The organism is Bradyrhizobium sp. 23, from assembly GCF_023073295.1.
GTDB lineage: Bacteria > Pseudomonadota > Alphaproteobacteria > Rhizobiales > Xanthobacteraceae > Bradyrhizobium > Bradyrhizobium canariense_D.
In genome coordinates, this window is record NZ_JADPJF010000096.1 from 83617 (window position 1) to 95307 (window position 11691).

General features: G+C 61.4%; 8 protein-coding genes and 1 pseudogene. All 9 read left to right on the top strand.

Going from position 1 to position 11691, the window contains the following annotated elements:
• Positions 1-533 (top strand): FAD-binding oxidoreductase (locus IVB32_RS23195; protein ID WP_247411599.1); only part of this gene is annotated, 533 nt, incomplete at its 5' end.
• A 65-nt stretch (positions 534-598) separates the two neighbouring features.
• Positions 599-2164, top strand: a complete 1566-nt coding sequence (locus IVB32_RS23200; RefSeq protein ID WP_247411602.1) for an aldehyde dehydrogenase family protein — start codon at positions 599-601, stop codon at positions 2162-2164.
• 6 nt (positions 2165-2170) lie between these two features.
• Entirely contained in the window at positions 2171-3409 is a 1239-nt protein-coding gene (locus IVB32_RS23205; protein WP_247411624.1) for a pyridoxal phosphate-dependent aminotransferase, read from the top strand.
• 97 nt (positions 3410-3506) lie between these two features.
• Positions 3507-4793 carry an FAD-binding oxidoreductase gene (locus tag IVB32_RS23210; RefSeq protein WP_247411604.1) on the top strand — a complete coding sequence of 429 codons (1287 nt, stop codon included), beginning with the start codon at positions 3507-3509 and terminating at the stop codon, positions 4791-4793.
• Positions 4794-4847: 54 nt separating this feature from the next.
• Positions 4848-5807 (top strand): ornithine cyclodeaminase family protein, encoded by a 960-nt coding sequence (locus IVB32_RS23215; protein WP_247411607.1) that lies wholly within the window; start codon positions 4848-4850, stop codon positions 5805-5807.
• A gap of 186 nt (positions 5808-5993) precedes the next feature.
• The gene (locus IVB32_RS23220; protein ID WP_247411610.1) at positions 5994-7658 is read left to right on the top strand and encodes a thiamine pyrophosphate-binding protein; all 1665 of its coding nucleotides are present in this window, start codon (positions 5994-5996) and stop codon (positions 7656-7658) included.
• A gap of 573 nt (positions 7659-8231) precedes the next feature.
• Positions 8232-9362, top strand: a complete 1131-nt coding sequence (locus IVB32_RS23225) for a Xaa-Pro peptidase family protein (protein ID WP_247411613.1) — start codon at positions 8232-8234, stop codon at positions 9360-9362.
• 142 nt (positions 9363-9504) lie between these two features.
• Positions 9505-10764: a Glu/Leu/Phe/Val dehydrogenase gene (locus IVB32_RS23230; protein WP_247411616.1), complete on the top strand. Its 1260-nt coding sequence runs from the start codon at positions 9505-9507 to the stop codon at positions 10762-10764.
• 451 nt (positions 10765-11215) lie between these two features.
• Positions 11216-11524 (top strand): annotated as a pseudogene (locus IVB32_RS23235) (FAD-dependent oxidoreductase); the annotation flags it as partial.
• Between the last annotated feature and the right edge of the window lie 167 nt (positions 11525-11691).

Sequence of the window (11691 nt, forward strand, 5' to 3'; positions counted from 1 at the left end):
AGGGCCCGATCGAGGCCAAATCGGTCGTGGTCGCGATGGGACCGTGGTCCGATCGCATCACATCGAAGCTTGGGTACCACGTCCCGCTTGCGGTCAAGCGTGGTTATCATATGCACTACGCGCCGGAAGGTGGTGCGCAATTGCACCACCCAGTGCTCGACGCCGAGAGCGGATTCATGCTGGCCCCAATGGCCCGCGGTATCCGGCTAACGACCGGCGTCGAACTGGCCTTGCGAGATAGCAAGAAAACGCCGGTGCAGCTCACCGCGGTCGAGCCGTCCGCTCGCAAGTTGTTTCCACTCGGCGACCGGCTTGACGATGAACCCTGGATGGGCTGCCGTCCTTGCACGCCCGACATGCTGCCCATTATCGGGCCCGCCCCGCGCCATAAGAACGTGTGGTTCGCATTCGGTCACGCGCACCTCGGCCTCACACTTGGCCCCATCACCGGGCGGCTGCTGGCGGAACTGATGACGGGTAGCGAGACTGTTTGTGAACCCGCACCCTTTAGCGTTGAACGATTCCGCGCCTGAATAGTCCACGAAAGCAGGCGCGAGCAACATTCGCCGAATTCGTCCCTCCACCTTGGAAAGCCACGATGTCAGTTTCGATGAAAGTGCAAACTCAGGCCCAATCGACCAATCTTCCAAGCGAAGCCGCCCGCCTCCTTGCCGAGGTGGGCGTGCTGGAGCCACGCTACAAGCACGGCCTGCTGCAGGTGCACACGCCCATCAGCGGCGAGATTATTGCGCATGTGCAGGAAACAACGACTGGGGATTCGGCTGCCATCATCGAGGCGGCACATTGCGCCTACCGGGCGTGGAGACTCGTGCCGGCACCGAAGCGTGGCGAATTAGTGCGATTCCTGGCCGAAGAGTTGCGAGCCAACAAGGACGCGCTGGGACGGCTGGTCTCGATCGAGGTGGGCAAGATAGGCTCGGAGGGCCTCGGCGAAATCCAAGAGATGATCGACATATGCGATTTCGCGGTCGGGCTATCTCGCCAGCTCTATGGCCTCACGATCGCGACCGAGCGTAGCGAGCACCGGATGATGGAGAGCTGGCATCCACTCGGCGTCACCGGCATCATCTCTGCCTTTAACTTCCCCGTCGCAGTATGGGCCTGGAATGCCGCCCTTGCACTCGTGTGCGGCAACAGCATCGTCTGGAAGCCTTCGGAGAAAACGCCTCTCACCGCCCTTGCAACCCACGCATTGTTCGAACGCGCCGTCGCGCGCTTCAAACAAGATGGAGGCCTGATACCCGAGGGCCTCGCATCGGTGTTGGTTGGAGGTCGTCACCTCGGCGAAATCCTCGTTGACCACCCCAAGGTGGCATTGCTCTCGGCGACCGGTTCCACCGCGATGGGACGTGCCGTGGGACCAAAACTTGCCCAACGTTTCGCGCGCGTGATCCTGGAACTGGGCGGCAACAACGCGGCGATCGTTGCACCGACCGCCGATCTAGACCTGACACTGCGGGCTGTCGCGTTCGCAGCCATGGGGACGGCCGGCCAGCGATGCACGACGCTACGGCGCCTGTTCGTGCATGAGAACGTGTACGACACCTTCCTGCCGCGCCTGAAGCTCGCGTACGAGACTGTCAAAGTTGGTAACCCGCTGGAGCCCGACACGCTGGTCGGACCGCTGATCGACTCGGCTGCGTATCTTGCGATGCAGGATGCGCTCTCGGCTGCGAAAGCCTCTGGCGGCTCCGTTGTTGGCGGGGAGCGCGTGGCAGTTGATGGGGCGGAAGATGGCTACTATGTCCGCCCGGCGCTGGTCGAGATCGCCGCACAGGCGGGGCCCGTCGAGCAAGAGACCTTTGCGCCGATACTTTACGTTATGAAGTACGACGATTTCGAGTCCGTGCTCGAATTGCACAACGCCGTTGCGCAGGGACTTTCTTCCTCGATTTTCACAAATGACTTCCGCGAGGCGGAAACCTTCGTGTCGGCGCGTGGCTCGGATTGCGGCATCGCGAACGTCAATATTGGCCCATCTGGTGCTGAAATCGGAGGTGCATTTGGGGGCGAAAAAGAAACGGGCGGCGGACGCGAATCCGGCTCTGACTCGTGGAAGGGCTATATGCGACGAGCAACCAACACGTTCAACTATGGTCGGACCTTGCCGCTCGCGCAGGGCGTGAAGTTCGACATAGCCTGAGGGAGCATCGGTGTGAACACGTTCGATGAAGCAGGATCATCCACGTTTCGGCCGGCAAGTCGCTTGGCGACGATCGGCGTCTCCGAAATCCTGAAGATCACCGGCCTCGCCACCGAGCTCAAGCGCCAGGGCAGGGATGTCATCATCCTCGGGACGGGGGAACCTGACTTCGATACGCCGGAGCACGTAAAGGACGCTGCGAAGTGCGCTATGGACGCAGGCTCGACAAAATACACCGTACTCGACGGCTCGCCAGAGCTCAAGGGCGCAATCCGCGCGAAGTTTAAGCGCGACAACGGCCTCGAGTTCGCACAGGACGAGATCACGGTCTCGGCAGGCGCTAAGCAGGTCATATTCAATGCGATGATGGCGACGCTCGAGGCTGGCGACGAGGTCATCATTCCCGCACCTTACTGGGTGAGCTATGCAGATATTGTCCTGGTCATGGGCGGAAAGCCGGTATTCGTGCCATGCCGGGAATCCAATGGCTTCCGCCTGACCGCGGAGGCTCTCGCGAAAGCCATCAACCCGCGTACGCGCTGGGTGCTGTTGAACTCGCCCTCGAATCCTTCTGGCGCGGCCTACGCCGAAGCGGACTACCGTCCCATCCTGGACCTCTTGATTTGCCACCCCCACGTTTGGCTGATGGTGGATGACATCTATGAGCACATTACGTACGATAATTTTCGCTTCGTAACACCGGCCGCGATTGAGCCATCTCTGCGCGATCGGACCTTGACAATCAATGGTGTCTCCAAGGCTTATGCCATGACTGGCTGGCGAATTGGTTATGCCGGTGGCCCAAGCGGGCTAGTTCGCGCCATGGCCGTTGTACAGAGCCAATCGACATCGTGTCCTTCGTCGATCAGCCAGGCTGCCGCAATCGCGGCGCTCAACGGCACTGCAGACATCGTCAAGCAGCGGTGCAGATCCTTCCAGGGGCGGCGCGATTTGGTCGTTGGAGCCTTAAACAGGATCGAGGGCATCACCTGTCGCAAGCCCGAAGGTGCGTTCTACACGTTTGCTTCTTGCGCCGCCCTGATCGGTCGAGCAATGCCGGATGGTGAACGTGTCCAAAACGATACCACCTTTGCAGAATATCTCCTACGGAGCGTTGGAGTAGCCGTCGTTCCAGGCTCGGCATTCGGACTGGCTCCGTATTTCCGGATCTCTTACGCCACTTCGGAAGCCGAGCTACGTGAAGCCTGCACACGAATTGCGCTCGCGACGAGCCGATTATCTTAACCCGAAATTTCGGCCTTTGATCCGGGATGGGCTCTGGGGCCCATCGAGAGCCAAATCTTGTAGGACCGAGTCCGACGATAACCTCGAGGGTGGACGGATGCAAAACGATCCGAAATCGCACGGACTGTGGGCGCTCACTGCTCCACCCGCGCCTGCTACAGGCCTTCTTGCAGGCGATTTGGAAGCGGACATCGTGGTGATCGGGGCCGGATATACAGGGCTTTCGTCCGCCCTGCACCTTGCCGAGGGAGGTGCGCGCGTCGTCCTGCTGGAGGCGTCCGACATAGGCTTTGGCGGTTCCGGCCGGAACGTCGGGCTTGTCAATGCGGGCATGTGGGTCATGCCCGACACGCTGAGAGAAACGCTCGGCTCTCCTTTCGGAGAGCGGCTGATCGAGCTGCTTGGCCGAGGACCACAAAAAGTCTTCGAATTGATCGAGACGCACCAAATCGATTGCGAACTCGAACGCGCCGGCACGCTTCATTGCGCCGTCGGGCGTAAGGGCTTGCAAGAGATCGAGATCCGTGCCGAACAGTGGCAGAGGCGCGGTGCTCCGGTTACGGTTCTTGATGCAGAGGAGACGCGCAAAAAGGTCGGCGGTGGCTGCTACACCGGCGCGCTGCTCGATAAGCGCGCGGGCACGATTCAACCACTCGCTTACGTGCGTGGCTTGGCACGCGCCGCGATTGCAGCGGGCGTCAGCATCTTCACGCAGAGCGAGGCGCTTACGGCGAGAGATACCGGTTCGCGCTGGAAGATCAGTACAGAAAGGGGCTCCGTCGAAGCTGAGTGGGTTATCGTCGCGAGCGATGCCTACGGCAAGGGGCCGTGGTCTCAAGTTCGTTACGAGCAGGTTCATCTGCCCTATTTCAACTTTGCCACGTACCCGCTGCCAGCCGGCCTAAGGGCCTCGATCTTGCCGGAACGGCAAGGGGCATGGGACACCAAGGAGGTTCTCTCGTCCTTCCGCTTCGATCGCTCTGGGCGTCTCGTGTTTGGTAGCGTTGGTGCCCTCGAAGGCCTGGGTTCCTCCGTTCACCGGGCTTGGGCGCTGAGATCCCTGCGCAACCTGTTTCCCCAGCTCGATCACATCGAGTTCGAAACAGGCTGGTTCGGCTTGATCGGCATGACGTCGGACAACCTGCCGCGGTTTCATAAGTTCGATCGCAAGGTGATCAGCTTTAGCGGTTATAACGGGCGCGGCATTGCGCCAGGCACGGTTTTCGGCAGCGTGTTGGCCTCCTACGTCCTAGGCTATCTCGTGGAAAAAGATCTACCGTTGCCAGCCACGGGGCTCGCAGGTCAACGCTTCCGAGCCGCCCAGGAAGCCTTCTACAAGGCGGGATCCCAGCTCGTCCACCTGGCCGAAGCTCGGCTCCGATAAACGGCACCTCGGGCGCTCGGCCCAGGGCCCTCAGTAAGCTGAAAAGGAAAGTTCATGCGCTATTTTTCCGCAGCCGAGGTCGATGCCGGTCTTGACTATCCCAGGCTAATCCATGCGTTGAGCGATGCGTTCCGGCGTGGCGGCGAGGCCATGCCGTTGCGGCAAAGCTACGATGTCGGCACAGAGGCAATTCCCGGCCATCTCCTGACCATGCCAGCCTGGGACCGCGGCAAGGTTCTCGGGGTGAAGCTAGTCACGGTGTTTCCTCAAAATCCTTCGCGCGACCTCAGGGCCGTTTCCTCGGTGTACATGCTCCTTGATGGTGCAACAGGCCAGCCGCGCGCGATGGTGGACGGTGAAGCCCTCACGAATCGGCGCACGGCTGCAGCTTCCGCCCTTGCATCGCGACACCTCTCGCGCGCCGATAGCCGCACATTGCTGATGGTCGGGACCGGTCGGCTTGCCTCCTACTTGCCCGCCGCCCATCGCGCCGTGCGGAAAATTGAACAAGTCCTGGTCTGGGGGCGAGATACGCAGCGCGCATGCTCGCTCGCGGGTAAGCTCGTCGATCAAGGTTTTGATGCTAGGTCGACGCCAGACCTCGTTGCAGCGCTGTCGGTCGCTGACATTGTTAGCTGTGCTACTACGTCGCGCGAGTCGTTGATCGCGGGCAAGCACCTGAGGCCGGGCACACACGTCGATCTCGTCGGTGCCTTCACGCCCCAAATGCGCGAGACGGACGACGATGCCGTCTGCCGCAGCCGCGTCTTCGTCGATACCTATGCCGGCGCTCTCAAGGAAGCCGGCGACTTGCTCCAGCCGATTGCCGCCGGTTGTTGGCAAGCCGGCGAGGTTTGCGGCGATCTCCACGAGTTGACCAGCGGTGCAAAGCCCGGCCGGCTCTCAGAGGAAGAGATCACGATGTTCAAGTCTGTCGGAGCGGCGATAGAAGACATTGCCGCCGCGAACATGCTAGCCGGTGACCAGGGCCCAACAGTCCATTGCAACAGTTAAAATACACCGGCATAGCCGCGTGGCGCGCGCTCCAGCATCGCCACCCTGCTAATTCCACCCACAGGCTAACAGGGTCAAGCCTGAAAAAGCTGCTCACCAGGGATCGCGCATTTGGCGCAGCGTCAATCCACTTTCAACTTGGGCGAGGGCCTGCCAACCGTCGCCACAGCCTCCGAAGGAGTTCTCATGACCATTCGCAATACCCGCACCGGGGGCCAGATCCTGATCGACCAGCTGGTCGCGCAAGGTGTCGAGCGCGTCACCTGCGTGCCGGGCGAGAGCTATCTTGCCGCGCTCGATGCACTGCATGACAGCCCGATTGACGTCATGATCTGCCGCGCTGAGGGCGGCGCCGCGATGATGGCGGAGGCTTATGGCAAGCTCACGGGCAGACCCGGAATCTGCTTCGTCACCCGCGGCCCGGGCGCGACCAATGCCAGCCATGGCGTCCACATCGCCATGCAGGATTCGACGCCGATGATCCTGTTCGTCGGCCAGGTCAATACCGGCATGCGCGAGCGCGAGGCGTTCCAGGAGCTCGACTACAAGGCGGTGTTCGGCACCATGGCGAAATGGGCGGCCGAGATCGATCGCCCCGATCGCATACCGGAGCTGGTCGCGCGCGCCTTCCGCGTCGCGATGCAGGGCCGCCCGGGTCCCGTGGTGATCTCGCTGCCGGAGAACATGCTAACCGAAACCGCAGCCGTCGCCGATGCCATGCGGATCGAGCCGGCGGTGAGCTGGCCGGCGCCCGCCGACGTCGAACGTGTCGGCGCCATGCTCGCGGGCGCGAAGGCGCCGCTGGTCATTCTCGGCGGCTCGCGCTGGACGGATGAAGCGACCCGGAGCATCGCGCGTTTCGCCGAGCGGTTCGACCTGCCGGTCGCGACCTCGTTCCGGCGGGCCTCGCTGATCGACGCCGATCATTCGCACTATGCCGGCGATCTCGGCATCGGGCCGAGCCCGGGCCTGAAGGCGCGCATCGACAATGCCGATGTCATTCTGCTGATCGGCGGCCGCATGTCGGAGATGCCGTCGTCATCCTACACGCTGCTCGATATTCCGACCCCGCAGCAGAAGCTGATCCATGTGCATCCGGGCTCCGAAGAGCTTGGCCGCATCTATCAGCCCGCGCTCGCGATCCAGGCCACACCCGCCGCCTTCGCGGCCGCCGTCGAGACGCTGAAGCCCACTGGAACGGTCGTCTGGAAGGGCGAGGCGGCCAAGGCGCATGCTGATTACCTGGCCTGGACCGGGACGGCGCGCGAGCTGCAGGGCGCATTCCAGTACGGGCGGGTCATGACCTGGCTGCGCGACCGCCTGCCGAAGGACGCGATCGTTTGCAACGGTGCCGGCAATTATGCCGGCTGGATCCATCGGCATCACCGCTTTCACAGCTTTGCGGCGCAGCTCGCGCCGACCTCGGGCTCGATGGGCTATGGCGTGCCGGCGGCGGTGCTGGCGAAACGGCAATATCCGGATCGCACCGTCGTTGCCTTTGCCGGCGACGGCTGCTTCCTGATGAACGGCCAGGAGTTCGCGACCGCCGTGCAGTATGACGCGCCGCTCGTCGTCATCGTCATCGACAATTCGCAGTACGGCACCATCCGCATGCATCAGGAGCGTGACTATCCGGGTCGCGTGGTCGGCACACAGCTCAAGAACCCGGACTTTGCGATGTATGCGAAGGCGTTCGGCGGTCACGGCGAGCGCGTCGAGCGCACCGAGGAATTCGCGCCGGCCTTCGAGCGCGCGCTTGCTTCGGACAAGCCGTCGATCCTGCATTGTATAATTGATCCTCGTGCCATTTCCGTGGGCAAGGACTTCGTGCCCCAGGGAAAAGCACGCTGATGTCGATAGGCCGCAAGATCGTCAATGCCAAGCGTCGATGAGTTGCTGCCAATCCGGCTGTTGCGAGCGAAGCGCGAGACCTCGCGGGCGCAAACCGCACCAACGTTACCGAGGCAAACCTCCGCCACCATTCGCTCGAAGCCAGCGCGGTGTACCCCGCCGGCGGCTGAACGACCGAGGTCATCAGCGATCACTTCAAGCCTTTGCAACAACGGCGGCAGCCCTCGAGCCGCTGAGGTCTCGCTGGTCCTGGGTTCGCACCGTGCCACGAATGGAAGTCCTGCTGCCCCATTCGGCGGGGGGCGCCGGTAGCTGGGAGCCGATGGTTGCTGCTGATTTCGGTTTTCCTGGACCGTTAGCCGCGCGGCGCCGTGATTCTCGCGAGCGCCAATCGATCGCAAGCACTGCACTTGCAGCTTCGAGCCGCCGGGTAGCCGGGCTAGCGCGGAATCCTGCGAAATAGATGGCTCGGCTGCAGGATGACCGCTCAAATGCGGGCGGATTTGCCGTCGAGCCGCGTGCACGCTCTCCTACTGTCGCTCCAAGCAAACGCAGCTAGGACGGAGGGAGTTAATGTATTTTGAAACCAGTGAATACCAAGCCCGCGCGGAGCGGCTGCGCTCCGAGCTCCGCGCCCGCAAGCTTGACGCGCTACTCATCGACGATTGTGAAGCCACGGCCTACTACTTCAACTACGATACGTCTGTGAGCTTCTACCGTGCCGGCTTTATCCCCACCCAGGGCGAGCCATTTTTCATCCTGAGGTCACTGGACGTCGCGCCGTTGACCGAGCGTGCCTGGTTCAAGGACATCGTCGGCTATCCCGACACGGAAGACCCCGCCAGGTCCATCGCCGAGCAGGTTCGACGGCGCGGCCTCGATCGCGCGCGTATCGGCGTTGACTTCACGAGCCATGCCCTCACGGTCCACGCGTTCGAGGCGTTGAAGCGCGAGCTGCCGCAAGTCGAGTTCGTCGACGTTGATGCATTGCCTTGGAAGATGCGCAAGCTGAAATCGAAGGCCGAGATGGAAAGACTCCGCAAGATGGCGGCGATCAATGACGTCACCATGCAGGAGATTGTGAAGGCCGTGAAGCCTGGATACACGGACCGGGACGCCCTGTGCTTGGCCGTCGAGTCCCTTGGCCGGCACGGAGCCGACCCCGGTAGCCTCGCCCTGATTACGGCTGGGAAGGGATGGGGCTTCTTGCACGGAAATATTCACGAGGATCCCCTGCAGGAAGGGGACGTGCTCTCCATTGAGCTCTATCCGCGTTTCAAGGGCTATAGCTCGCGGATTATACGCTGTGTCGTCGTGGGCGACATTCCGAAAATGCTGGACCAAGTATCGAAAAAGATGATCGAGCTGCAGGATAAGCAGATTGCAGCTATGAAGCCCGGTGCGATCGCGAAAGACGTTGATCGGATAGTGCGGCAGGGCGCGCTCGATGCGGGCATTCGGGAGGACTACACGAACATCACCGGCTACACGCTCGGTTATTATTCAGGCCGGTTGATGCGTGCTGGGGACTTTACCTGGGCCTTCCTTCCGAACTCTGAGTGGGTCCTGGAAGAGGGAATGGTCTTTCACATGTACGCCTCGGGCGGAGGACTTTCCATCAGCGAGACAGTCCTAGTCGGTCCGAATGGTGGCGAAAGGCTGAACAAGCTGGAACGTCGGTTATTTTCGAGCAATGATGCATGAGGCCACCCAGGAACCATCGGTTAGTGGCGCCGTTCTTGCCGGCCCCTCAATGTGGGCCAGACAAGCCCGAAGTCTTCTTGTTGGCTTCAAGTATCTTGAACAGGCGGGAGCCTGCTGTATCAACTCTGGTTAAGGAGCTCGCGTGACCGTGTACAACGGGCCGGTGTTCGAGATGGCCGCAAAACAATTCGAGGTGATCGCGGATTATCTTTCCATCCCAGAAGATGAGAGGGGGCGGCTATTGATGCCGAAGCGAGCGGTCGCTGTTTCCTGTCCAATTCACCGTGATGATGGCACCACCGCGGTTTTCGAAGGCTACCGCGTGCAGCATCACCTCACGCTTGGTCCGACGAAGGGGGGCACGCGGTTCGCCGCGAGCGTCGACCTCGGTGAGGTCGCGGCGCTAGCGATCTGGATGAGTTGGAAATGCGCGCTGGTCGGCTTGCCCTATGGTGGTGCCAAGGGCGGCATCAGTGTTGACCCCTCGAGCTTGTCCAGGCGTGAACTTGAAGCGCTTTCGCGCCGATACATGCAGGAAATGATCCCGTTCGTTGGGCCGCACACGGACGTGATGGCACCTGACATGGGCACGAACGAGCAGATCATGGCGTGGTTCATGGACACGTACTCGATGTACCAGGGACAGACAGTTGCCGAGATTGTCACGGGAAAGCCTGTCAGCGCGGGCGGAACGCTGGGACGGCGCGAAGCGACGGGCAGGGGAGTGGCACATCTGGTCAGCCGCGCCGCGGATGAACTAAGAATGCGCCTGAATGGTGCAACCGCTGCCGTTCAGGGATTCGGCAATGTTGGCTCGATCACGGCTCTCGAGCTGCACAACAAGGGAGTCAAAGTCGTCGCGGTCAGCGATCATACTGGCGCTCTTCATCGGCCTGCCGGCCTCGACATTCCAAGGCTGGTTGAACATGCTGCTTCGCGAGGGAGCCTAGAAGGTTACTCCAAGGAGCACGGCCTAGATGCGGAGGATCTACTGTCGTTGCCATGTGACGTGCTTGTTCCGGCTGCAGTGGAACGAGTGATCGACGCCAAGCTCGCTTCCAACCTGCGCTGTCGTATTCTTGCCGAGGGAGCAAACGGCCCGACTACGCCCGAGGCCGACCAGGTCTTGGAAAGGCGCCGCGAGGAAATCTTCTTGATCCCGGACATTTTGTGCAACTCCGGAGGTGTCGTCGTTAGCTACTTCGAGTGGGTCCAGGACCTCCAGCGCTTATTCTGGGAAGAGGAAGAGGTCATGCGGCGCGAGTACCAGGTCTTGGACCGGGCCTTCGATCAAGTGTCAGCACGCAGCAAGCGGGACAACGTGTTCAACCGCACCGCCGCCATGGCCATCGGCGTGGAGCGTGTTCGCGGCGCGAAGGAGACGCGCGGACTATTTCCATAAGCACGTTCACTGTTGCCCAGCGGCCCGGTTGAAACTCCAAGGGTCGGGGCTATTGGGCGCAGGCTTACGCAGCCAGAGTCTTGGAATCTCGGGTCCAGGTCCGCCTGGCAGGCCGGAGAAGGACGACCAGGCCGTTGCCAGGGCTCCCGCAGCGGCCTTTTTGTGCCCTCGTCGACCAAGGAAGGACGCCCGACCAGGTCTGCGAGCAGTCCGTACGTGACCGCGGCAGCTCTACGCGGTAGACGCGGGATTCATACCGCCGAATTCCGGACGGCGACGGCTTCGCCAGCCCGAAACGAGTCGCCAGGTGCCAGCTGTTGTTTCGGTTAGGCTGTCGCATTCAGGCAATCAGGTGTCGCTGACGATCATGCCGGCAAGGGCTGTGCCGTTCAATCTGCACCGCACGAACAAAGAGTCAAAGCCAGCCACGAACACGACCTCGAACTTACCAATGCGCTATTCAAACTTCTCACTTAATTCGCAGGCGTTGAAAGGCCATCGTGGTTGGCAACGGCTTGGCGCGCTGCTGACCCAAGTCCTGGATACGATGTTCTGGTCATTGGCGGCGGGGTCATGGCCTCGCAACGGCTCACTACCTTGCTAGTCGACCGGCATTAGCAATGTCGCCGTGCTTGAGAAGGGCTATATCGGCGCCGGGAACGTCGGGCAACACGACGGCTATTCGGTCGAATTACCTGCTACCGGGAACACGCCGCTTTACGAGTTCTCGATGAAACTCTGGGAAGGCCTTGAGCAGGAGCTTGTCAATCGGCGTTCGACTGGGGGTCTGACTCATTTCCGATGAAGTTTGCCGGGCGACTGTGGTTCTCAAACGGAGAATCAGCGCCATGCGGAGAGGCTTTCGAATTTCATTGCTAGTACCGAGTGGTTTGGTGTTTGACGGCGTAAGTGATTCAGAGGATTCGG

Coding starts and splice junctions, on each gene's coding strand:
- IVB32_RS23200 (WP_247411602.1), top strand. CDS start 599: ATGTCAGTTTCGATGAAAGTGCAAACTCAGGCCCAATCGACCAATCTT.
- IVB32_RS23225 (WP_247411613.1), top strand. CDS start 8,232: ATGTATTTTGAAACCAGTGAATACCAAGCCCGCGCGGAGCGGCTGCGC.
- IVB32_RS23215 (WP_247411607.1), top strand. CDS start 4,848: ATGCGCTATTTTTCCGCAGCCGAGGTCGATGCCGGTCTTGACTATCCC.
- IVB32_RS23220 (WP_247411610.1), top strand. CDS start 5,994: ATGACCATTCGCAATACCCGCACCGGGGGCCAGATCCTGATCGACCAG.
- IVB32_RS23210 (WP_247411604.1), top strand. CDS start 3,507: ATGCAAAACGATCCGAAATCGCACGGACTGTGGGCGCTCACTGCTCCA.